Genomic DNA, 22,385 nt, shown 5'->3' with positions numbered 1-22,385 from the left:
ACTTGTCCTCTCGTAAACTTGTTAACTAAAAAAATCATCATGACTGATAAAATTCAAACATCATTGAGAGATTCAGCAGCGATGCGCTGGACGGCTCTCCTCCTTTTATCCCTGGCAATGTTCTGTGCCTACATCTTTGTTGATATCCTTTCTCCAATCAAGGAGTTGATGCAGGAGCAGAGAGGTTGGGACTCAACCGCATTCGGTACTATGCAGGGTTCAGAGACATTCCTTAATGTCTTCGTGTTCTTCCTCATCTTCGCAGGTATCATCCTCGATAAGATGGGCGTTCGTTTCACTGCTATCTTGTCTGGTGCAGTGATGTTAGCTGGTGCTTTAATCAAGTACTATGCCATCAGCGACAGCTTTGCTGGTAGTGCACTTGACGTATGGTTTACCAATAACCTCAACCACATTCCTGTCTTCGAGCAGTTGGGTGTATCTCCTTTCTATCAGGGTATGCCAGCCTCTGCAAAGGTTGCAGCTTGTGGTTTCATGATATTTGGTTGTGGCGTTGAGATGGCAGGTATCACTGTTTCTCGTGGTATTGTAAAGTGGTTCAAGGGTCGTGAGATGGCATTGGCAATGGGTTCAGAGATGGCTTTAGCTCGTCTTGGCGTTGCTACCTGTATGATTTTCTCGCCATTCTTTGCAAAACTCGGTGGCGATATTAATGTTTCTCGTTCTGTTGCCTTTGGTGTAGTACTTATCTGTATTGCATTGATGATGTTCATCGTTTACTTCTTCATGGATAAGAAGCTTGATTCACAGACAGGTGAAGCAGAAGAGAAGGAAGACCCATTCAAGATTAGCGACCTTGGTAAGATTCTTTCAAGTATGGGCTTCTGGCTTGTTGCATTGCTCTGTGTACTTTATTACTCAGCTATCTTCCCATTCCAGAAGTATGCTGTAAATATGCTCCAGTGTAACCTCACTTTCCATGAGCTTCCAGCAGATTCATACTGGGCTTCATCAAGTGTGACTATCATACAGTACGTTATCATGCTCGTTGTTGCTGCTACTGCATTCATGTTCAACTTCATGAAGAATAAGGCTTTGAAGAATCTTATGCTCTTCTTTTCTATATTCTTCCTTGTTGCTTACTGCTACATGGGTTATATGCGTCAGTCTGCAGAGTCTATCTTTGCTGTATTCCCACTGCTCGCAGTAGGTATTACACCAATCCTTGGTAGCTATGTTGACCATAAGGGTAAGGCTGCTTCTATGCTCGTTTTGGGTTCATTACTTCTGATTGTTTGTCACCTCACTTTTGCCTTTGTTCTCCCACAGTTCAAGTCAAGTCAGGTAGGTGGCGTTATCGTTGCTTATGTAACCATCCTTGTTCTCGGTGCTTCTTTCTCACTCGTACCAGCTTCATTGTGGCCAAGTGTTCCAAAGCTTGTAGATGCAAAGATTATCGGTTCTGCTTACGCCCTCATCTTCTGGATTCAGAATATCGGTCTGTGGTTGTTCCCACTTCTTATTGGTAAGGTACTTGATAAGACAAACGTAGGTGTTACTGATCCAACACAACTCAACTACACAGCTCCGTTGGTTATGCTTGCTGGTTTGGGTGTGATAGCTCTTATCATTGGTCTTACTTTGAAGGTAGTAGATAAGAAGCGCAACCTCGGTTTGGAAGAGCCAAATATCAAGGAATAATAGTTGTATGACAACGGGTGAAAGCCTATGTACTCAAGTAGTAATGAGTCACCTGTAAGTTGTTGTACAGCTTAAAATAAATTATATTGGAAAGTCCTCGCAAGCACATTTTTGCTTGTGAGGACTTTTTATTTATAAAATGATAAAGTTTCTGTGAGTTCGGTACCTCCTTATTAAGTTCTTCTTAAAGTCTTTATATTTGTTGATTTTGTAAAGAAAAATCACATAACCAATTTTAATTGATGCTTAACAGTGTTTGAATTAACGCTCAATTGGCTTTTTAAAGATGCCCTTTTGAGGTCTAACTAACGCCCTTTTGAACCCTTATTAAGCACCTGTAGAAATGCTACTTTGTAAAAGTTTAGTTAATAAGGAGTTATGCGTGTGTGGCTTTTGGTGGTTTTGAGCATTAAAAAGAGGCTTGTTGTTGAGTCTTATGTCAATACTTTTCGCTGCTGATGATGTATGAAAAGTGGTATGATAAGAGCTGATATAATCGAGAAATCTATTGGTTGAATAGGGGAAAAAAGCATGAAAATGAAGAAACCCGCACAATTGTTGTACGGGTTTCTTTGTATTAGTCATCCTTTATAAAAGGATATTGGTTTATTCTACGCTATTAATTATAGGTAGAAATGTTTTTACTCCTCGTCCTCTTCATCATCATCTAAAACAACGTCAGCAACCTTCATACCCTCGATAGGTAAGGTGCGATCGATAACAGCATTGTAAGAGATTGAACTCTCGCTGCGTGATAGACCAAGTGGCATCAGCTTGTCGTGAATGACAGACATAAGGTGATGGTTGTTGTATGCGTAAATCTTCAAGAAGAGGTCATACTCACCTGTGGTGTAGTGACACTCTACAATCTCTGGAATCTGACGCAGAGCTTCAACAACATCATCAAATTTCTCAGGATTCTTAAGGTTCAAACCAATGAATGCACAGGTCTCATAACCAATACGTTCTGGGTCTATAATAAACTGTGAACCCTTAATTACTCCAAGATTTGTTAACTTCTGAATACGTTGATGAATGGCTGCACCGCTGACGTTACATGCACGTGCAACCTCAAGGAATGGAATTCTTGCATCCTCAGAGATGAGGTGCAGAATCTTCTTATCAAGACGATCTAAACTTCTATGTGCCATTATTTACAATTTGATTTTGTGTACAAAGGTATTAAAAAAACTCTTAATAAGCAAGTTAAAAAGTCGTTTTTTACAACAAATTACAACTTTATAACCTACTTCAGTTTGTTATTCCTACTCATTGTGGCTGTAAAGTTGACATTCAACACGTTAGCCTCTCTCAGCACTTGTTTGAGATCCATAATCGTACCCATATCTGCATGGCGGTCTGCCTTGATGCTTACACTTAGCTCCTTGCGCTGTTCTGGCGGTAAAGCGGCAGAGAGTTGAATCAGATATTTCCTTATTTCAGGAATCGTTGTAATATGGTCATTTAATTGTACAACCATCTTCTCTCCTTCTACTTGTCCAAGGCTATTGATGGGACGACCAATATAGATGTGCTGTATAGTTGAATTATTATACATGCGTGAAAGCTCTGTTGCCATTGGCACTTGGTACTTTACGTGTACATTTGCTTTCCTCATGTGTACAACTAACATGAAGAAGAAGAGAATAGAGAAGATAAGATCGGGCATAGAAGCTGTGTTCAATGCAGGAATTTCATGATTTCTTCCACGATAGAGTTTCATTCTGTACCCCCTTTCTCTGTGTTGTCTGCCTTGCTAACAGTATACACCTCTGATATTCGCATAGGTAATTCGTCGGCTATTTGCTTCTGCTGTTCGTTGCTACATAGCTCAAACTCTTTTCCAAAAAGATTGAGTGCGCGTTGGTTGCGAAGGGTGTTATACGCTGCAACTAATTGGTTTTGCACGTGGATATAAGTATCGTATGAAGCGTTACGGCTGCTCTGCAACTGGATAAGATGCCCCTTTCCGTTAGTTTGAATAAGCTGTGTTGCGCGCTGTAAGAGCTCCTTCATCGTCACAGCCTTTCCATCAAGTGTCACTTGATTCTTCGCATCGATAACAATACGCATTACTTTTCTGCTATCAACGGCAGCAGGTGGTGTCTTTGTTTTGTCGATAGCAGGCAACTGACGTGACAGTCCTTTGTCGAGGTCCATAGAAGAGGCAACAAGGAAGAATATCAACAGCATGAACGAAATATCTGCCGTTGACGTCGTATTTAGTATAGGAACTTTCCTTCGTTCTCTCTTACGAAACATCATTTTCCGCGTCCCTTTCTGTAATAACGAGTCGCTCCAAAGGCTACTACTCCTGCTGCAAGAATAAGTAAAAGTAGTGAACTGTTCACAAACATATCTGTCATTCGAAGCCAGAAGCTATCTGTGAAGTTCTCTCCATTGACCATCATTGTCTGCGTAGAACCGAAAACAAAGGTCAAGAGTAAGATGAGTGCTGTTATTCCATATGTAGTATAGGTAATCCTTCTTGCAGGAATACCATTCGTCATTCCTTCACTTCGGTTGGCTCTTCGTATGCCACGAACTACGGCAACGATAGAGGTTATAGTTGTGATAGCAAGCAATCCCCACATAAACCCAAGCAAAACGTCGGTAAGCATAGGTGCATTGAATGCTGTGTTGCCTGTAAAAGGGGTGTCATAGCCAATGAGATAGAATGCCAAAAAGACAATAGCTGATAATGCTACTATCACGTAGAGGACACGCTGTGATATGCGTTCCTCGTCCATCTTTGCTATACCTTTTATTTTCATCATACCACTTTTTAATTCAGAATTCATAATTCAGAATTCATAATTATGATTACTTCTTTAATTCATAATTCATAATTCATAATTATGATTACTTCTTTAATTCAGAATTCAAAATTCATAATTCATAATTATGATTACCGATGTCTTCTATGTTTGTTATAGAAAGAAACTTGGTAAGAATAGTTGAATATGAATATCATAATTCTTGCTTACTAATAAGCTCCCATTCGAGTATTTGTTAATGTATTGTGACTCATAAGTAATCATAATTATGAATTTTGAATTATGAATTTTGAATTTCTCAATTATGAATTATGAATTGATTTAAGTTTATACTTCATGATTGCATCCAACAATGAGATGGCTGATTCTTCCATCTGTGCTGTGATATGGTCAATCTTTGAGAGGATATAGTTGTAGAATATCTGCAGTACGAGGGCTACGATGATACCGAAGATGGTTGTAATCAAAGCCACCTTCATACCTGATGCCACAATCGTTGGACTAATATCGCCAGCCTCTTGAATCTGGTCGAATGCCATAACCATACCGATAACGGTTCCAAGGAAACCGAGTGATGGAGCCATTGCAATGAAGAGTGTAATCCATGAACAGCCCTTCTCAAGGTTAGCACTCTGAACACTACCGTATGAGGTAACGCTACGTTCGATATTTTCTATAGAATCGTCTATACGCAACAGACCTTGATAACAGATGGAAGCTACTGGTCCACGTGTGTCGCGGCTCAGTGCTTTTGCCTGTTCAATCTCGCCTGCAACAATCATATCTTCCAACTTACCAACAAATCGTTTGGCGTCTATTTCTGAAAGACTTAAATAGATAATGCGTTCAATACAGAATGCTAAACCTAACACCAAAGCTAATGCTACCAACGACATGAAGCCGGCATTACCCTCGATGAACTTACGCTTTAAGGATTGGTGGATGCCCGTATCTTGTGCGGTTGCTGTTTTAACGGTTGCTGTATCGGCTACACCTGTCTCGTTCAGTGCATCATCTGAAAGTGTGTCAGCAGTAGCTGCGGTCGCTGCTTTGGCTGGTGCCTGTGCTGAAACGATGGTTGAGCAAGAGAAGGAGAGTATTGTTATGATTGAAAACAACGCTATTAATTTCTTCATATTCTTAAAACCTGTAGTGGTCTCCTTTTTATAACGGCATTGCTGCCTTGGTTGTGAAAGGCTTTTTAGCCTATGTATATGACGGCTGAATTACCTCTATAATTATCTGCGCAAAGGTATATAAAATTGTAATAACAGCCAAATCTTGTGCTTGAAAAGATTAAACCTAAATCGGTTTATTAGATTACAACGCTCATATTTTTACGATAACTATCCCCAATTAGATGCTCTCACAAAGGGGAATAAATACAAGGTAAAATGTGAATAGATTTAGTGTTTAATCGTTTTCTACAAACAACTTATTCCTTGATTATGCAATATATGTAAACTATTTTCAGACGACTTGAGTCCAATACATGCCCTTTAGGCTTCTTAAAGACGCCCTTTTGGCTTGCAAAAGGTGCCCTTTAAGCCCCTTACTAACGCCCTTTTGAAGTCCAATTAAGCATCTTTTGATATGCTACTTTCTAACTAATTGATTTCCTTTTGGTTACAAGTCTTCCTTTTATATGTGTTTTTGTCCTTATTTATAGATTTTTTATTTGAAAGTATGTAATGATTTTTCGAATCTCTATCCGTATCTTTGAGGTATTAAAAAGAAAAGGTATGCTGTGCTGGAAGATTATAATAAAATATGTAGTTTGATAGTTTTTATCCTATCATTTTGTTTAATAAGCTACTTCAGTCCTTCCGTTAAAACTATGTAAGAATCATCTATAGATTTAACGGAAGAAACATATTTATTTCTTAAAACTCTGTATAATAGCGTTCTTCTCTTCTGCTTTTTGAGCTTCTTTGTTTGCTTCCAAAGCATTCTTCTTGCGGTGATACTGCATCACTTTCTTACCAAAAAGAGCAGCCATAGAGTCTTCAGAGAGGTAGCGCATAGAACCAGAGTCAAAGCCGACAGAGTCTTGTGGGATGCGGTGTCCCTGTTCGTCAAGTGTGTCTTTATAGATATAAAGTCTACCATTGAAGATGTGCCAGCTCGTATAAACAGTCACCTTAGGATATTCCACAGGACTTTCATCTTCCAAAGAGTTAGCTTTCATGACATAACCCACTGGCGAAGCTTGGTTATAACTCTTCAGTGTAAAGCCATATTCACGTGGTGTAAACAAGGCAGCCTTCATAGAATCGCTCATGCCAGCTAATATTTCCTCCTCTGTCTTCGTAGGGTTAGGCTTCAACTTTGGCAATACTTGGAAAGTCCATGTACCCTTCATTTGTTCAAGATTAATAACCATTTCTGCCTCAAAGGGGTCAATAGGATTAGGAACGATTGCTAATTCGTCGCCTATCTCGGGTGTACCATAAACCATGCCATTGCGTTTTGCTGTTACAATGTCAAACTTTACAGGGTCACCTCCCTCATTTGGTAGGAGAACAATTATAGAATCAGAGCAACCATCGCACGCCAATCCGTAGCGTGTACTATCACCTTTCATTTGAACCTCAACATCGATAGCACTGTGATCTCCAGTCGATACTTGGTTGTAACAAGCTGTAAGGAAAAGCAGTGCAAAGCCGAAGAGAGGGAAAAACATTTTCTTCATGTACTAACTTTTAGACTGCAAAGATAGTCAATTATTGCAAAAAATATTAGCGGTCAGTCGTTTTTTGGAAATTTTTATCTAATTTTGCAGGTCAGATTGCATGCTGCAATCCCTTCATTAAGTAACATATTGAAAATATATATGGGAAAGAAAATTGAGTTCAGTCTCATTTATCGAGACATGTGGCAGAGCTCTGGTAAGTTCCAGCCACGTAAGGATGAGTTAGTTCGTATCGCACCAGTCTTCGTTGAGATGGGCTGTTTTGCACGTGTAGAAACCAATGGTGGTGCATTTGAACAGGTTAATCTTTTAGCTGGTGAGAACCCAAACGAGTCTGTACGTGCCTACACCAAGATTCTGCATGAAGCTGGTATCAAGACGCACATGCTTGACCGCGGTCTGAACGCTTTGCGTATGTATCCTGTTCCTGATGAAGTTCGTGCATTGATGTATCGTGTAAAGCATGCTCAGGGTGTGGATATCACTCGTCTTTTCGACGGTCTGAATGACATTCGTAATATTGCGCCTGCATTGAAGTGGGCTAAGGAAGCTGGTATGACTCCACAGGGAACACTCTGTATCACTACCTCTCCTGTTCATACAATTGAGTACTACTGTAAGTTGGCTGATGAGGAAATTGCAGCTGGTGCAGAGGAACTTTGTTTGAAGGATATGGCTGGTATCGGTCAGCCTGCATTCCTTGGTGAGTTGACTCGTCGCATTAAGGAGAAACATCCAGACATTATTCTTGAATATCACGGTCACTCTGGTCCAGGTTTGTCAATGGCTTCTATGCTTGAGGTAGCCAAGAATGGTATTGATATTCTTGATGTTGCTATTGAGCCATTGTCATGGGGTAAGGTTCACCCAGACGTGATCTCTGTACAGAGCATGTTGAAGAACGCTGGCTTTGATGTACCAGAAATCAACATGGATGCCTACATGAAGGCACGTGCTATGACTCAGGAGTTTATTGATGAGTGGCTCGGCTACTTCATCAACCCACAGAACAAGATTATGAGTTCATTGCTTCTTGAGTGTGGTTTGCCAGGTGGTATGATGGGTTCTATGATGGCTGATCTTGGTGGTATTCGTTCAACTATCAATAACCTCCGCAAGAAGAAGGGCGAACCAGAGCTTTCTGTAGATGATATGCTCGTTAAGTTGTTCGATGAGGTGGCATATGTATGGCCACGCGTAGGTTATCCTCCATTGGTAACTCCATTCTCACAATACACAAAGAACATTGCTCTTATGAACCTCCTCACCCTTGAGCAGGGTAAGGGTCGCTTCGTAATGATGGACGATTCTATGTGGGGTATGATTCTTGGTAAGAGTGGTCGTGTTCCTGGTGAGATATGTCAGGAGTTGAAAGACCTTGCTAAGCAGAAAGGTCTTGAGTTCACTGATGCCGATCCTCACACCTTACTTGCAAACGCTCTTGACGACTTCCGTAAGGAAATGGATGAGAACGGATGGGATTATGGACAGGATGATGAGGAACTCTTCGAGTTGGCTATGCACCCAGAGCAGTATCGTAACTACAAGAGCGGACAGGCTAAGAAGAACTTCCTTGCTGACCTTCAGGCTGCAAAGGATGCTAAACTCGGTGCAAAGGTAAGCCCAGAGGAGGCAGCAGCATTCAAGCATGCTAAGGCTGATGCTATTGTTTCTCCTGTTAAGGGTCAGCTCTTCTGGGAATTCCAGGGTGATGGTGAGGCTGCTCCAGCTATCGAACCATTCATCGGTAAGGAGTATAAAGAAGGTGATGTGTTCTGCTACGTTCAGGCTCCTTGGGGTGAGTTTGTAACTGTTCCTGCTGCCCTTGGTGGTAAGTTAGTGGAAATCAACGCTAAGCAGGGTGCTAAGGTAGACAAGGGCGACGTTATCGCTTACATCGAGAGAGCACACGAAGAATAAAGAATCATTATTATAAATGATAGGGCCACGGCTCCTCATTCATGGCGGTGTAAGCCGACTGGGAGAGGAGGTGTGGCTTTTTTCGTGATATGGATTACCAAGTAATTATCAATAAATACTATCCTGAGGATAACGAACTACGTCATATCCTTCTTGTTCATAGTCGTGCTGTAGCGGATAAAGCACTTGCTATTGCTGATCGTCATCCAGAGTTATCGCTTGACCGTCAGTTTATAGAGGAAGCTGCTATGCTGCATGATATAGGTATTGTTCGTTGCAATGCCCCAGGTATACAATGTTTCGGCACTGAGCCTTATATCTGTCATGGTCGTATTGGTGCAGAGATGTTGCGTGCAGAAGGCTTCCCTCGACATGCTCGCGTTTGTGAACGTCATACTGGAGCGGGTATCACTCGTAGCCAAATCATTGCACAAAAGCTGCCACTTCCTCAGCAAGACTTCCTCCCTGAAACCATGGAAGAGAAGGTAATTTGTTATGCTGATAAGTTCTTTTCCAAGTCTCATCTTGATGAAGAGAAGACGATAGAGCAGGCAATAGCAAGTCTTTCCAAGTTTGGCAAAGAAGGTGTTGCACGCTTTCGTGAGTGGGTTAAGATGTTCTAAAACGGCATTGAGCGTATTGACAACCTTATTATAGGAAAGCAATATATTAGCTGTTTTATCTCAGTCGTAGGTCATTCGGATGATTTATTAGGCGTGTAATAGTTTTAATCATTATTTCTTTGTACTTTTGTAGTATGATAAGAAAGAACCCATATACAGAAGAAAAATATAAGCATTATAAGGTGACGGCCCCCGCTCCATTGCTTGAATGGTTGCTGGCTAACCTGAATGAGAGTAAGAGTAAGGTTAAGGCAACGCTACAGAATCGTGGTATCAAGGTGAATGGTAAGTGCGTTACACAGTTTGACCATCCACTGAAGACTGGCGACAAGATATCTGTTAGTAAGAGCAAGAAGAACGATCTCTTCCGTAGTCGCTATGTGAAGATCGTCTATGAAGACAGATTTTTGGTAGTGATTGAGAAGAATATTGGTATTCTTTCAATGGCTGCTGGTCATTCTTCATTGAATGTGAAGACTGTTCTTGACGATTATTTCCGTAAGACAAAGCAAAAGTGTACGGCACATGTTGTCCATCGACTTGACCGTGACACATCAGGACTGATGATTTATGCTAAGGACATACAGACGGAGCAGTTGCTTGAACATGACTGGCATAATATTGTTTATGACCGTCGTTATGTGGCTGTAGTCAGTGGTGAGATGGAGCATGATGAGGGTACGATTGCCAACTGGCTAAAGGATAATAAGTCATACGTAACCTATAGTTCGCCAGTGGATAATGGTGGAAAATATGCCGTTACGCATTTCCATGTACTTGATCGTACGGTAGCGCACAGCCTTGTTGAGTATCAGTTAGAGACAGGTCGTAAGAACCAGATTCGTGTACATTCAGCCGATATGGGGCATCCTGTCTGCGGTGACATAAAGTATGGTAATGGCGATGACCCACTTCATCGTCTTTGTCTACATGCATACGTACTCTGTTTTCATCATCCTGTTACACACCAGCGTATGGAGTTTGAGACACCAATACCTGCTGTATTCAGACATTTATTCAAATAAGAGCATGCTCTAATGGAGAATTTACAATATTTTATAGCCCTCCTTGCCGTATTAGTTATCGGTCTTATTCTGATTAAGAAGATAACAGGTTGTATCTTTCGCATCATCATTACACTTGCAGTTCTTGCTTTTGCCTATTGGGCTTTGACTGGTTTGCACGTCCTTTAGAAATCCTTTTATTGAATTATTTACGTGAGAATAGATATTGCTTTCTCACGTAAATAATTCTTTTTTTATAGTGTTATCTGATTAAATCTTTCTCATCTTGGAAAGCTGTTAGTGTCTTACTCTCTTCGTTAAAACGAACTTAATGCACCTTTCTCTTTACCTTCAATCGATGTGTTGATGCCTAACACATGTCGTGCGGATGGTAAGCACCAATGGTGCTGACCGCAAATTGCGTTTCAAGTTGAAGTCTATAGAGCACAAAAAGCCCTGTTCCTTTCTGTCTTACTGATTGTAAGCAAAGGGAACAGGGCTTTGTTATAGCTTCTTACTATGTGCTATTTATTTAGCCATAGCAGGGTAGAGTACAAACTCGAAGCTTGTAGGTTTAACAGATACACGATACTTCTCTGCAACGCCTGGACCACAAGTAGCAGTACCAACACCACTCTGATTGGCATCTAAGTGTACGGTAAGCAGACCGTCACGTGAGAGCTGGTTGATATGCGTCGCACGGTCGATAACGCTGTCAGAGAAAGGAGTTACAGAGAACTGGAATGGACTCTTAGCTGCTACCATCAGACGATTACGTGTGTCAGAGATTGATACCCAACGTACATCCGTGCGGTTACCCGTTGCCTGTGGCTTCACATAATAATGGAACATAGCCTCTGCAGTTGTCTTGTAGTGTCCAACAAAACCAGCCGCTTTGCGGTCGTTGTAAGTCTCAATATCACCACGACCATTGTATTCAACCTTGCCGAATGTATCCTTTACGCGGAAGGTAAGCCCCAGACGTGCAAGTGCCTTGACAGCTGCTGTGTCTGGAGTAAAGTCAACCTTCACTGCCAATGCGCCATTCTTCTGTGGTTGATAGGTGAAGACAGCCTTACCGATTACATTGCCCTTCTTACCGATAATGTCGGCTTCTGCACGTGTCACGTCCTTAGTACGGGTAATCTTTGTAACCTTCTGGCTGATAGAATCGATACCATCCTTGCGCCATACTCTTACACCGAACTGGTCACGACCATCGTTGTCGGTAGCTGGACGGTAGAGACTTAGGCCCAGTGGCGCTTCGAGGAACTCCTGGTTGCCACTCTTCAGCGAGGTCAACTCACCTGTGTTCTCGTTCACCTTATACGTCATGCGTTGCTTCTCACGTGGGAGGAAGGTCGTGCAATCGCTTGCTTTCTTCAGTACAAACTGGTCGTATGCTACAACATCATTCTTTGTAAGAATCAATGCATCATTAGCAGGATACCACTCAAGGTTGAGGTACTGCTCCTTATCTGTAGTTGCAGAAACAGCAGGGAGTGTGATTGTTGTTGTCTCATGTGGAGCACAATCTACGTATTGTGTTCCCTTCGCAATAACTTTTCCGTTCTCATTAACAATCTGCCAGTTGAGCTGGTAAGCATTCAGATCGGTGAAATCAAACCAGTTCTTTACCTTTATTGTAATGCCCTTCTCGTTTGAAACGAGCTCAGACTTGATGTTCTGATAGATTTTCTTCACCTCAGAAAGGTGTGGATGAGGAGTGCGGTCAGCAGCGATGAGTCCGTTTGTACAGAAGTTATCGAAGCTTGGTACATCCTTTGGACCGTAGTCACCACCGTAACTCCAATACCAGTTACCATTTTTGTCAAGCTCACGGAAAGACTGATCCACCCAGTCCCAGATGCTACCACCCTGCAAGATAGGCTCTGACTCGATCAAATCCCAGTAGTCTTTCATGCCACCACAACTGTTACCCATAGCATGAAGATACTCACACATGATGTAAGGACGTGTTATGTCGGTACGTTTTGCATATGTCTTCATGTGGTCGAGCGACTGATACATAGGACAATAGATGTCTGTGTTGAAATTTTCCTCAGCACGTTCATACTGGATAAGACGTGTCTTGTCAGCGTTCTTCAACCACCGGTAGGTGTGTTCAAAGTTCACACCATTACCCGCCTCATTACCCAATGACCAGATGATGATACTTGGGTGGTTCTTTGAACGCTCATACATGCGACGCGTTCTGTCCATATGAGCAGTCAGCCATGTGCTATCCTTTGCCAAAGACTCCTTGCCATAACCCATTCCGTGAGACTCAATATTTGCCTCATCGATAACATACAAGCCGTATTTATCGCAAAGTTGGTACCAATAAGAGTCGTTAGGATAGTGAGAACAACGTACAAGATTGATGTTATTCTGTTTCATCAAACGGATATCCTGTTCCATGAGTTCCTTGCTCACGGTGCGTCCTAATTCTGAATGCTCATGTCTGTTGGCACCCTTTACGAGGATAGGTGTTCCGTTCACGCAGAGCTGTTTGTTCTTAATTTCAATTGTTCTGAATCCTACCTTACTACCAGTTTGTTCGGTAACATTACCATTCTTGTCTTTTAAAGTGATAAGAAGGGTATAGAGGTTAGGATGTTCAGCACTCCAAGCAGCAACGTTCTGGACGGTCTTTGTGGTGAAATTCACCATTTCATCATTGTTCTTTGCGCTGACAGCCTTATCTTCTGAGAGGATAGTATTGCCCTTCTCGTCGGTTAGAACATAGCTTACACTACCGCTTCCAGCACCTTTAATATTTGTAGTAAGGCTAAAATTACCATTGAAAGAGCCGTTGTCCTGCTTGTCAACACCTGCTGCTACATTGTAATCAGCGATATATTGTGTTGGAGTAGAGTAGAGGTAAACGTCCTGCTCGATACCACTTATGCGCCAATAGTCCTGACACTCGAGGTAAGAACCTGATGCCCAACGATAGACTTCCATAGCGATAGTGTTCTCGCCATCGTTCAGATACTTTGTAATATCCCACTCTGAAGGCATTTTAGCACCCATGTTATAACCAACGTAAGTACCGTTTATCCAAAGATAGAAGAATGACTTAACACCCTCGCAACAAAGTACTACACGACGACCCTTCCATGTTGAAGGAATCTTAAAGGTGCGACGATAAGAGCCAACTTCGTTCTGTGCATATGGAACGAGGGGAGGATTCTTCTTAAATTGGAAGAGTTTGTCATCAAATTCGTATGTTTCGTTTACATAGATAGGCAGCCCATAGCCCTGACGCTCCCAGTTACCTGGTACGTTGATGTCATTCCAACCCTGCACAGCAAAGTCGTTTTGGAAGAAATCCTTTGGTCTATTATCTGGATTCTTAGTCCAATGGAATTTCCATTTGCCATTGAGCGACATATAACAATCTGACTGTTCGTAGCCACCTGGTTGTTGTAACTTATCAACCGAGCTATAAGGAAGGACGTAGGCATGTGGCTCAATCTTGTTCAAACCAGTGGTGTACTGACTCTGCCACTCAGGGAAAGTGGTCTGAGCATACGAACATAAAGGGGCGAGTGCTCCTATAAGAAGCGCGTAAAGTTTTCTCATGTCTATGTTAGGTAATGAAAATTTAAGAAACTGATTTAGACGTCTCGTGGCAAAAAGATAGCTCTCTCAGATACTTATTCTGAGAGGGTTATCTCTTTGTCGTGAATGTTGTAGTGGAAAGAGATGGTATAAGAAAGTCCGTCTAAGACATTTCTTATATCCTTGTTTCTCTTGATAACACCTGTGTAAGTTTTTGTGTGGTCTAACTTAGAATCAACAATAATCTTGTAATCGTAGAGCTGCTCAAGGATTTTAGCAATCTCATTGATTCGCATATTGTTAAATGGGATTATGTCGTCACGCCATACAGCGTCGGCAAGTGCATAACTATTTTCTGTCTTAATGGTCTTGGAATCCTTGCTGACAGTAGCCTTTTGGTTGGGATGCAGGACAACCTTTCCTTCTCCATTCAGTCCTGTTACTTCCAATCTACCTTCTATCAAGCTGATAACTTCTTTTCCATCAGCAGCTTGATCTTTAAAGTTGAAGGTTGTTCCCAATACCTTTGCTGATGCTCCATCACTGTTTACAATGAATGGTTTTTCAGCATTTTTTGTTACGTGGAACAGTGCTTCGCCCTTTAAGTTTACCTTACGCTCGTCGCCCTCAAAGTTATCTGCATAACTAATTGTAGCTCCCTTGTTGAGCCAAACGGTAGAATTATCAGGTAAAACGACTTTCTTTACCTCGTTCATCGCTGCAACAGTGATAGTTTCTGCAGACTGGTGAAGATATGCAAAGAGTCCTCCTCCAATCAGTAATACGGCAACAATAATTGCTGCAGCATAGCGGAGGAAATAAAGTTTATTCTTATTTCTGTTCTGTTCTTCGTATTCAGTGATTTGGTCAAATAGTTTAGTCTCTGCTTCTTCAATTTTCTTAGATGTAGCAAACGAGTTGTTCTTTCCTAAATGGAAAGCCAACTCCATCTCGAAGAGTTCCTTTTGGTTTTCCTCCGAGACTGCCAGCCATTCAGCCAGCTGCTCCATCTCCTTGGCTGTTGCTTTGCCAATAAGATAGTCTTTAATGGTCTTGTTATTTATTTCACTCATTCTGTTTTGTTTCAACTGAGGTGTATTGTATTTTAATATTTTAGTCAGCAGTTTTCCTGCTACTCACTTCTTATAACAACCTAATTCGTCTTTTTACGTAATAGAAATTAATAAAAAATGTTATAAAGATTGATATATCATCAGATTATATAATGTGTTTACATTGCTAACTAAGGGTTGATGGCGTATTCTTCTCAATAAATATTGTTGTTATATTCCTTTACTTCTTACGCCATCGATGCCTCTGTGGGCTACGTGTCTTTAAATAAAAGCGCTGTTAGCTTCGTATCTCCGTGGGGGATTTATCTCAAAAAGGCAAGAAAATATATTGACAAAATATTCGAAGAAAAGGTGGAAAAATGGCATAAAAGTGAATTATTTTAGTACATTTGTAAGTTGTTTACTATCAGATAGTTGTGAATAAGGATTTTAAAAGGTGGTTAATTGGACTTCAAAAGGGCGTTAGTAAGACCTCAAAAGGGCACCTTTTGCAAGCCTAAAGGGCGTTAATTGCAAGCCATTTTGTGGTTTTTATAAAAGCAATAGGTGAAAAATTAGGACAAAGTGAGGTGTTTTGAGGTTTGGAGTATAAGGTCTACTTTTTGTGTTTAAACTTTTAAGAGATACCACTTATAACCACTATAAATTTCTTGCCACATACTTTTTCTTTGAAAAGTCCTTAAGTATGTCGCTTTAACCTTGTTCTTAAAGTCTTCAAAGCCTTGTATAAATGTACCTCAACAGTGCGAATCGAGATTCCTAACTGCTCTGCAATCTCCTTGTTTTTCTTATCGTGCTGATAACTCAGTATGAAAACCTCACGACATTTAGCAGGAAGTTCGCTGATGGCATCGTTGATTTGCTTTCTTGTCTCCAGTCCTTCTATGTAGCCCATTACGTCGTTAGCCTCTGGGTCATAATAGTCTAACTTGAACTGAGTTACTTTCTTCACGCTGTCAGCATGGTTGTTGACAACGGTGCGGTGCTTAATGACATTGAGTGCACGAGTATAGACAATACGATAAAGGAAAGCCTTGATATGACTTTCGTCTTCAATGTCTTCTTTTCGTTTCCATAACTCCATGAAAGCTTCCTGTACGATATCCTCTGCCTCATCGTCTTGTACAAGACGAGTAGCATAGAAGGAGAGGGAGGGATATAATGCCCTAAATATCTGTCGGAACCTTTGTTCTGGTAATGTCATTGTTTATTCTTTAGTCCTGCTTACTATGGTTCTATCCTATCTACAACTTTATTTTTTGCAATGTTGTTAGCAGGAGAATTTCAATATTTATGAACAAAGATACACTTTTTATGCTTGTAAAGAGGAATGAAGGGGTTAATTTATGTGAAATGGATATATGGCATCTTTTTTAAATAAAGATAATTGACTATCTTTGTGTATGTAAACTCAATGTTTTGTTAGTGTATTGTAAGAATAATACTATTTAAACTGATTCCATGGTGATAGATGGTCGTCTGAAAGTATTACTTTCCCTCAGAACGTTTATGTGTGCCTTTCTTTTGATGATAGGTGTACATAGTGTTTCTGCACAGGTATCACTAACAACAAACCAAACTGATTTAAAGACTGTTATACAGCGAATTAAGTCGAAAACTAAGTATCGTTTTTTCTATGATGATGCGCTTGGAAAACAGAAGGTTAATGCTGTTTCTATAAGTAATTTACCGATTGATTTTGTCTTGAATAGACTCTTTGAAAATACGGGGATAACTTATAAAATCATCGATAATATTATCTATCTGAAGAAGGAGAAACCAGCTATAAAAAATAGATATACGAATAGTGCGGAAGCTGCTTACCAACAACGTAAGAGAGAGGAGCCTGTTGCGCCAACGCTCTATACCTTTAATGGGCAGGTGCAAGATGTAGAGGGTAATCCGCTTATTGGTGTAACCATCATGGTAAAGGGTAGTTCTAAGGTACGTGCGATGTCTGATTTAGAGGGTAAGTTTGTCCTAAAATCAGAAACACCTAACCCTATTTTGGTTATTTCTTGTATCGGTTTTGATGCGATAGAAACGCGTATAGAGAATAGAAACAATCAGTTGTTTGTGTTGAAGGAGAGTCCCTATGAGTTAGATGCAGTCTTTGTAACAGCTTTGGGTATCAGCCGTTCGGGTACGGCTTTGAACTATAATGTCAAGCAGATGGATGGTGACGAGTTGAACAAGGTGAAGACAACTAACATTGCTAATACTTTGGCGGGTAGGATGGCTGGTATCTCTGTCAATGAGTCAGCAGCAGGAATGGGCGGTGCAGCACGTGTGGTAATGCGTGGTCCGAAGTCTTTAGCGCAGAGCAATCAACCGCTTTATGTGGTCGATGGTATTCCTATTAACAATCGTAGTAATGATGATGTGAAGGGGGGTATCTATTCGATACAGCCTGGTGCAGAGGGTATTTCGGATATTAATCCTGATGATATTGAGAGTGTGTCGGTGCTTAGTGGTGCTGCTGCAGCAGCCCTCTATGGGTCAGCTGCAGCACAGGGAGCAGTGATGATCAAGACAAAATCGGGTCGAGTGGGGAAGACATTGGTGGAGTTTTCTACAAGTGCACAGTTCCTTTCTCCCTTCGTCTTACCTGATTTCCAGAATGAATACGGCAATCGTGCCAATGAGATGAAGTCATGGGGAACGAAGAATACGTCGGGTACTGGTGGTTACACGCCAAAGGATTTCTTCCGTACAGGAGTCAACTTTACGAATAATGCAAGTCTGACGGCAGGTACTGAGCGTAATCAAGTATACCTATCTTTAGGTTCATCGACGGTGTCTGGTATTATTCCTAACAACGATTTCCAACGTTATAACCTCACATTTAAAAACGTTTTTACCGCATTGGAGGATAAGTTAAGGCTAACTTTCTCCTTTAAGTTCGTCAGAGAAAATGACAAGAATATGTTGGCACAGGGACAATACTTCAATCCGCTGACCTCTGTTTATCTTTTTCCGCGTGGTGAGAACTTTAATGCTATAAAGGAGTTTGAAACCTATGATGCAGTGCGCAATATCAATTTGCAGAACTGGAACTATGGAGATGACTTGAAGATGCAAAACCCTTATTGGGTTACGAACCGTATGTTGAAGACAACAAAGCGTAACAGATACCTCACTGATCTTGGTGTGAAGTATCATCTTACGAATTGGTTTGCCCTTGAAGGAAGACTTCGTTGGGATGAAGCTGTTAATAGATTGGAAGACAAACGATACGCTTCAACGCTTGATATCTTCGCTCATTCGCCTTACGGATATTATAGTTATTGCAAGATAAATGACCGTTCTTTCTATGCAGATGTTATGGCTGACGTTACTAAACGGTGGGGTACTCTCTCACTGGTAGCAAACGTTGGTACTGCTTTCTCACATACATCCTATGACGTGTCAGGCTTTCAAGGAGGTTTAAAAGCTCCTTCAAATATCTTTACTCCTAATGGAATCGATTATAATAGAGTGTCGGGAGATAACCGTCCAATCTTTGATATCACGCGTCATGCAATTCATTCCGTACTTGGGAGTGTGGAGTTAGGTTGGCAAGAACGTGTTTATCTGACAGTAACAGGGCGTAACGACTGGGACTCTTCACTTAGTAATACAGCCCAACAGTCCTTCTTCTATCCTTCTGTGGGTATGTCGGCAATTCTTTCAAAGATGTTTAAATTGCCGAAGTTCGTTGACTTTTTGAAGTTCCGTACTTCGTGGGCTTCAGTGGGTTCTGCCATTTCTCCTAATATTTCCTCTGCTTGGCGGTATGAGTATGTTCCTTCTACTGGTACTTACCATACGGTTACTTATAAGTTTCCAGATAACTTCTATCCAGAGCGTACGAACTCTTGGGAAGCAGGAATGACGGCACATCTGTTTAAAGAAGCTATGTCTGTAAAGTTCACGTTGTACCAATCAGATACGAAGAATCAAACCTTCCTTCGTTCGATTACACTTGGTGGTGCATTTAATCGTGAGTATATACAAGCAGGAGACGTACAGAATCGAGGTTTAGAATTGAGCATTGGCTATAACAAGAAGTGGAGTAATCTTCGTTGGTCAACCAATATGACTTATAGTACAAACCGTAACCAGGTTGTTAGATTACTTGATAATCCTAATGAAACTTTGCGCCAAGGTGGTTTGAATGGGTGTGAGGTGATATTGACACAAGGCGGTACGATGGGGGATCTCTATACATTCACAGATTTTAAGCGTGATGCACAAGGGAATGTTTTGCTCAATTCCGATGGGCAGGTGATGCAGATGGAGTTAACTTCACCTAAGTTAGTTGGTTCTGTTTTACCTAAGGCGCAACTTGGTTTGAGCAATAATTTCTCATGGAAGGGAATAGAACTTGGAATGTTGATAACAGCTCGTTTGGGTGGTGTCTGCGTGTCACAGACCCAAGCTTTTATGGATTCGTATGGCGTTTCTAAGAAGACTGCAGAACTGAGAAACAATGGTGGTGTTGCTGTTGGCAATCAGTTGGTTTCTACGGAGAAGTATTATACGGTGGTTGGAGGAGAAACTCCGATTTGGGATGAGTACGTCTACAGTGCTACTAACGCCCGAATCAAAGAGCTTTATTTAGGTTATACCTTTGATAAACTGATTCGTGGCGCAAAGGTGTCAGTCGCTTTGACAGCAAGAAACCTCTTGATGTTATATTGTAAGGCACCTTTTGACCCCGAGGCAACTTCCTCAACAGATATTTATTATCAGGGATTTGATTATTTCATGCAGCCCAGTCAACGTTCATTGGGCTTTAGTATCAACGTAAAACTCTAAGATTATGAAGTTGAGTAGAAAGAAACTCCTTTTCTTCTTCTGTCTGCTGACAGTCTTTTCTTCCTGTACGGGTGAATTCGTTGATATTAACCGACCAGGCAGTAAGCTATCACCAGAGGAGTTGAAGCGTGATAACTACGCTGTCGGTTCATTCTTGATTCAGATGCAAGGAGTGGCTTTTCCAGAGCAGGAGAATGCCTATCAAACAATGATAGACTTTGTCGGTAATTATCTGGGACGTTATACAACCTATACCAAGGAATTACCTAAGAACCATACGCTATTTAATGCAAGTAATGCTTGGTGTGCTTGGCCTGCTTCTTATGCTCCTCCTATGGTATCTGCATTTGATGAGGTTGTCAAGCTGAATGGTAAGAAGAATATTTCTTATGCGTGGGCATTGATTCTGCGTGCACAAGCTTTCCTTCGTTTTACAGATATCTATGGACCTTTCCCACTCAGTATGAATGCAGATAATACGGAGGTTTATACATCTCAGCGAGATATCTATTTACAGCTGATAAATGACCTAAACGAGGCTACTACTTATATCTCATCTGACACGCAACTGGCTAAGGAAATGATAGTCTTTGCACCATACGACCTCGTATATAAAGGTGACTTCAATAACTGGCGTAAGTTTGCTAATTCGCTTAAATTGCGCATTGCCGTGCGTATCAGTAATGTAGAACCAACGTTGGCACGTTCTTTAGCTGAACAAGCGGTGAGAGATGGTGTCATAGAAGGGAATGAGGACAATTGTGCTATTCGTTATAATAAGTCGGGTTTGTGGACAACTGCTGTTTCATGGGGCGACAGTCGTATCTGTGCTGACATTGAAAGCTATATGACTGGCTATAAAGATCCACGAATGAGTATGTATTTCCTACAGCCTATGACGGCAGGGCAGCGTAAATATATTGGTTGTCGGGCTGGAGCAGCGATAGGGAGTAACATTGTTGCTAAGCGTCTTTATTCAACAGTCAATGTGCAAGAAACGACGCCAAGTTTATGGCTCACTGCATCGGAAATGGCTTTTTGTAAGGCGGAAGGCGTCTTGCGTGGTTGGAATATGGGTGGTGGTACTGCCAAGGAGTATTATGAACGAGGCGTAACACTTTCTTTCAATCAATGGGGAGTAGATGGTGTTGCTACTTATTTGTTGGATGATACCTCGACAGAAGCTAACTATGCAGATGCTTTAGGTGGCTTTGGTGGAGCAGCTGCAAAGGCTTCTACGATTACCATTAAATGGGATGACAATGCGCCTATGGATGAGAAAATGGAGCGATTGATAACGCAGAAGTGGATTGCTTTGTTCCCGAATGGGCAGGAAGCATGGAATGAAATTCGTCGTACGGGTTATCCTCGTATTTTCTCCGTACCACAGGCAACAAATGGTTATACGCTGTTGACACCTAATAGAATACCTTTTGATAAGAATCAACAGATTAATAATCGCAGTAATTACGACAAGGCTGTCGAACTTTTAGGTGGTCCTGACGATTACGCAACACCAATGTGGTGGCAGAGATAGATTGTTTTTCTCTGTTTATTTTAGCAATAGTTTGGCGGAAATTTGTTTACAAAAATCTTCGCTTTGAGATGCTGTTCTTATACTCAAAATGATAGTTTTAGTCACTCTTGTAATCATCATATAGTCAGATAGTTATAAGAGTGTATTTGTAAAGGTGCTTAATTGGACTCAAAAAGGGCGTTAGTAAGACCTTAAAAGGGCATCTTTTGCAAGCCAATTGGGCGTCTTTTCGAATCCAATTAGGCGTCTTTTCGAATCCAATTAGGCATCTCTTTATTTTATTATGATGACTTTTTATTTACAAATAAAAGAGCTTTTTCGAAATATGGAGTGAAAAACTTAAAGTCTTATATCAAAGGCACACGGAGTCACGGAGAGGACGGAGGTAAACGCAATGTTAAGGAGGTGCCGACGGCACAAAGAGCGACGGAGGTGTAGCGTACAGATTCTTGATAACTATTTTGGGATAAACGCTTTGTATATAAATTGCTAATAGCATTGGCAAACAAGCTCCGTCACTCTATGCACCGACGGTGCCTCCGTGACTTCCTTTGCTTTGTTTTAACCCAAATCGGTCATTAGAGGCTAAACATATTTTGTTTTTATCGAGTATATTGTATGACTTTGTAATGCAGACGTAACGGGCTACGTCAAGTTACAAAGACATACAAGATACCGATAAGAAAATAAAAGATGTTAGGAAACAATACCATAGTAATAAGAATTATAC

The 22,385-nt window shown here is 41.1% G+C and carries 16 protein-coding genes; 7 read left to right on the top strand and 9 right to left on the bottom strand.

What is annotated here, in order from left to right; translation table 11 throughout:
• The first annotated feature begins 39 nt into the window (after positions 1 to 39).
• Positions 40 to 1,662 (top strand): nitrate/nitrite transporter, encoded by a 1,623-nt coding sequence (locus tag HMPREF1505_RS11775; RefSeq protein ID WP_036925630.1) that lies wholly within the window; start codon positions 40 to 42, stop codon positions 1,660 to 1,662.
• Between the two features lie 641 nt (positions 1,663 to 2,303).
• On the opposite strand, the gene HMPREF1505_RS11770 is transcribed toward HMPREF1505_RS11775, so the two are convergent.
• The 6 genes from HMPREF1505_RS11770 to HMPREF1505_RS11745 all read right to left on the bottom strand — a co-directional run bounded on the left by HMPREF1505_RS11770 (position 2,304) and on the right by HMPREF1505_RS11745 (position 7,131).
• Entirely contained in the window at positions 2,304 to 2,813 is a 510-nt protein-coding gene (locus HMPREF1505_RS11770; protein ID WP_036925627.1) for an Lrp/AsnC family transcriptional regulator, read from the bottom strand.
• A 95-nt stretch (positions 2,814 to 2,908) separates the two neighbouring features.
• Complete coding sequence (locus HMPREF1505_RS11765) at positions 2,909 to 3,385, bottom strand: biopolymer transporter ExbD (RefSeq protein ID WP_013265350.1); 477 nt, start codon at positions 3,383 to 3,385, stop codon at positions 2,909 to 2,911.
• A complete protein-coding gene (locus tag HMPREF1505_RS11760) occupies positions 3,382 to 3,927 on the bottom strand; it encodes a biopolymer transporter ExbD (RefSeq protein ID WP_013265174.1) in 546 nt (181 codons plus the stop codon). Before HMPREF1505_RS11760 ends, HMPREF1505_RS11765 begins: the two co-directional genes overlap by 4 nt.
• Positions 3,924 to 4,439: a hypothetical protein gene (locus HMPREF1505_RS11755; protein ID WP_036925696.1), complete on the bottom strand. Its 516-nt coding sequence runs from the start codon at positions 4,437 to 4,439 to the stop codon at positions 3,924 to 3,926. The genes HMPREF1505_RS11760 and HMPREF1505_RS11755 overlap by 4 nt, the downstream gene beginning before the upstream one ends.
• A 302-nt stretch (positions 4,440 to 4,741) precedes the next feature.
• Positions 4,742 to 5,575 carry a MotA/TolQ/ExbB proton channel family protein gene (locus HMPREF1505_RS11750; protein WP_036925625.1) on the bottom strand — a complete coding sequence of 278 codons (834 nt, stop codon included), beginning with the start codon at positions 5,573 to 5,575 and terminating at the stop codon, positions 4,742 to 4,744.
• 740 nt (positions 5,576 to 6,315) lie between these two features.
• The gene (locus HMPREF1505_RS11745) at positions 6,316 to 7,131 is read right to left on the bottom strand and encodes a hypothetical protein (RefSeq protein WP_036925623.1); all 816 of its coding nucleotides are present in this window, start codon (positions 7,129 to 7,131) and stop codon (positions 6,316 to 6,318) included.
• Positions 7,132 to 7,272: 141 nt separating this feature from the next.
• Here HMPREF1505_RS11745 and HMPREF1505_RS11740 point away from each other — a divergent pair, with 141 nt between their 5' ends.
• From HMPREF1505_RS11740 to HMPREF1505_RS13370, 4 genes are all read left to right on the top strand, one after another.
• Positions 7,273 to 9,051: a biotin/lipoyl-binding protein gene (locus HMPREF1505_RS11740; protein ID WP_036925619.1), complete on the top strand. Its 1,779-nt coding sequence runs from the start codon at positions 7,273 to 7,275 to the stop codon at positions 9,049 to 9,051.
• 89 nt (positions 9,052 to 9,140) lie between these two features.
• On the top strand, positions 9,141 to 9,674 hold the full coding sequence (locus tag HMPREF1505_RS11735) for an HD domain-containing protein (protein WP_036925617.1): 534 nt from the start codon (positions 9,141 to 9,143) through the stop codon (positions 9,672 to 9,674).
• A gap of 134 nt (positions 9,675 to 9,808) precedes the next feature.
• Positions 9,809 to 10,699, top strand: a complete 891-nt coding sequence (locus tag HMPREF1505_RS11730; protein WP_036925614.1) for an RluA family pseudouridine synthase — start codon at positions 9,809 to 9,811, stop codon at positions 10,697 to 10,699.
• 12 nt (positions 10,700 to 10,711) lie between these two features.
• On the top strand, positions 10,712 to 10,867 hold the full coding sequence (locus tag HMPREF1505_RS13370; protein WP_197017525.1) for a hypothetical protein: 156 nt from the start codon (positions 10,712 to 10,714) through the stop codon (positions 10,865 to 10,867).
• 339 nt (positions 10,868 to 11,206) lie between these two features.
• Here HMPREF1505_RS13370 and HMPREF1505_RS11725 read toward each other — a convergent pair whose 3' ends face one another.
• The 3 genes from HMPREF1505_RS11725 to HMPREF1505_RS11715 form a co-directional block, all read right to left on the bottom strand.
• Positions 11,207 to 14,266, bottom strand: coding sequence for a glycoside hydrolase family 2 TIM barrel-domain containing protein (locus tag HMPREF1505_RS11725; protein WP_036925611.1), 3,060 nt, complete (start codon positions 14,264 to 14,266; stop codon positions 11,207 to 11,209).
• Positions 14,267 to 14,340: 74 nt separating this feature from the next.
• Complete coding sequence (locus tag HMPREF1505_RS11720) at positions 14,341 to 15,318, bottom strand: FecR family protein (protein ID WP_036925608.1); 978 nt, start codon at positions 15,316 to 15,318, stop codon at positions 14,341 to 14,343.
• 679 nt (positions 15,319 to 15,997) lie between these two features.
• Positions 15,998 to 16,522 carry an RNA polymerase sigma-70 factor gene (locus tag HMPREF1505_RS11715; protein WP_013265866.1) on the bottom strand — a complete coding sequence of 175 codons (525 nt, stop codon included), beginning with the start codon at positions 16,520 to 16,522 and terminating at the stop codon, positions 15,998 to 16,000.
• A 257-nt stretch (positions 16,523 to 16,779) separates the two neighbouring features.
• Here HMPREF1505_RS11715 and HMPREF1505_RS11710 point away from each other — a divergent pair, with 257 nt between their 5' ends.
• Both HMPREF1505_RS11710 and HMPREF1505_RS11705 read left to right on the top strand, forming a co-directional pair.
• Positions 16,780 to 20,118 (top strand): SusC/RagA family TonB-linked outer membrane protein, encoded by a 3,339-nt coding sequence (locus HMPREF1505_RS11710; protein WP_036925605.1) that lies wholly within the window; start codon positions 16,780 to 16,782, stop codon positions 20,116 to 20,118.
• A 4-nt stretch (positions 20,119 to 20,122) separates the two neighbouring features.
• Positions 20,123 to 21,655 (top strand): RagB/SusD family nutrient uptake outer membrane protein, encoded by a 1,533-nt coding sequence (locus tag HMPREF1505_RS11705; protein ID WP_036925602.1) that lies wholly within the window; start codon positions 20,123 to 20,125, stop codon positions 21,653 to 21,655.
• The last annotated feature ends 730 nt before the right edge of the window (positions 21,656 to 22,385 follow it).

The organism is Prevotella sp. ICM33, from assembly GCF_000517825.1.
In the GTDB taxonomy this organism is placed as follows: Bacteria; Bacteroidota; Bacteroidia; order Bacteroidales; family Bacteroidaceae; genus Prevotella; species Prevotella melaninogenica.
Note: the sequence above shows the minus strand (reverse complement) of the source record. Positions and strands in the feature narration are given on the sequence as shown.

Coding starts and splice junctions, on each gene's coding strand:
- HMPREF1505_RS11775 (WP_036925630.1), top strand. CDS start 40: ATGACTGATAAAATTCAAACATCATTGAGAGATTCAGCAGCGATGCGC.
- HMPREF1505_RS11770 (WP_036925627.1), bottom strand. CDS start 2,813: ATGGCACATAGAAGTTTAGATCGTCTTGATAAGAAGATTCTGCACCTC.
- HMPREF1505_RS11765 (WP_013265350.1), bottom strand. CDS start 3,385: ATGAAACTCTATCGTGGAAGAAATCATGAAATTCCTGCATTGAACACA.
- HMPREF1505_RS11760 (WP_013265174.1), bottom strand. CDS start 3,927: ATGATGTTTCGTAAGAGAGAACGAAGGAAAGTTCCTATACTAAATACG.
- HMPREF1505_RS11755 (WP_036925696.1), bottom strand. CDS start 4,439: ATGATGAAAATAAAAGGTATAGCAAAGATGGACGAGGAACGCATATCA.
- HMPREF1505_RS11750 (WP_036925625.1), bottom strand. CDS start 5,575: ATGAAGAAATTAATAGCGTTGTTTTCAATCATAACAATACTCTCCTTC.
- HMPREF1505_RS11745 (WP_036925623.1), bottom strand. CDS start 7,131: ATGAAGAAAATGTTTTTCCCTCTCTTCGGCTTTGCACTGCTTTTCCTT.
- HMPREF1505_RS11740 (WP_036925619.1), top strand. CDS start 7,273: ATGGGAAAGAAAATTGAGTTCAGTCTCATTTATCGAGACATGTGGCAG.
- HMPREF1505_RS11735 (WP_036925617.1), top strand. CDS start 9,141: ATGGATTACCAAGTAATTATCAATAAATACTATCCTGAGGATAACGAA.
- HMPREF1505_RS11730 (WP_036925614.1), top strand. CDS start 9,809: ATGATAAGAAAGAACCCATATACAGAAGAAAAATATAAGCATTATAAG.
- HMPREF1505_RS13370 (WP_197017525.1), top strand. CDS start 10,712: ATGGAGAATTTACAATATTTTATAGCCCTCCTTGCCGTATTAGTTATC.
- HMPREF1505_RS11725 (WP_036925611.1), bottom strand. CDS start 14,266: ATGAGAAAACTTTACGCGCTTCTTATAGGAGCACTCGCCCCTTTATGT.
- HMPREF1505_RS11720 (WP_036925608.1), bottom strand. CDS start 15,318: ATGAGTGAAATAAATAACAAGACCATTAAAGACTATCTTATTGGCAAA.
- HMPREF1505_RS11715 (WP_013265866.1), bottom strand. CDS start 16,522: ATGACATTACCAGAACAAAGGTTCCGACAGATATTTAGGGCATTATAT.
- HMPREF1505_RS11710 (WP_036925605.1), top strand. CDS start 16,780: ATGGTGATAGATGGTCGTCTGAAAGTATTACTTTCCCTCAGAACGTTT.
- HMPREF1505_RS11705 (WP_036925602.1), top strand. CDS start 20,123: ATGAAGTTGAGTAGAAAGAAACTCCTTTTCTTCTTCTGTCTGCTGACA.